1 protein-coding gene is annotated in these 241 nt (G+C 39.0%); it reads right to left on the minus strand.

Translation table 11 applies throughout. The annotated features are described in order from the left end of the window. Positions 1–215 (minus strand): DUF3240 family protein (locus tag AAEZ00_RS22030; protein WP_351090163.1); only part of this gene is annotated, 215 nt, incomplete at its 3' end. Positions 216–241 lie beyond the last annotated feature (26 nt).

Below are 241 nucleotides of genomic sequence, written 5' to 3' on the forward strand. Positions count from 1 at the left end.
TCTTGATGATCCACAGGATGCATAATTTCAAACTTACAAAATTCCCTGTAGCCTTCAACTTGCTCTTTGATATTAAAATGGCTGTGTTCGCGGCTAAAACCGCAAATATTACCTAGGCTAAAACCAGATAAAAACTCAAGCTCAATCAAGGTATCAACGATGTCGTCCTTAATATCATTTTGGGCGATCAGCACTAACAATTGCTCCGTGATCATTGACGTTTCTCCAGCCAGTAATAAAG

Origin of the sequence: Shewanella sp. S1-49-MNA-CIBAN-0167, from assembly GCF_040310145.1 — a bacterium.
In the GTDB taxonomy this organism is placed as follows: Bacteria; Pseudomonadota; Gammaproteobacteria; order Enterobacterales; family Shewanellaceae; genus Shewanella; species Shewanella psychromarinicola.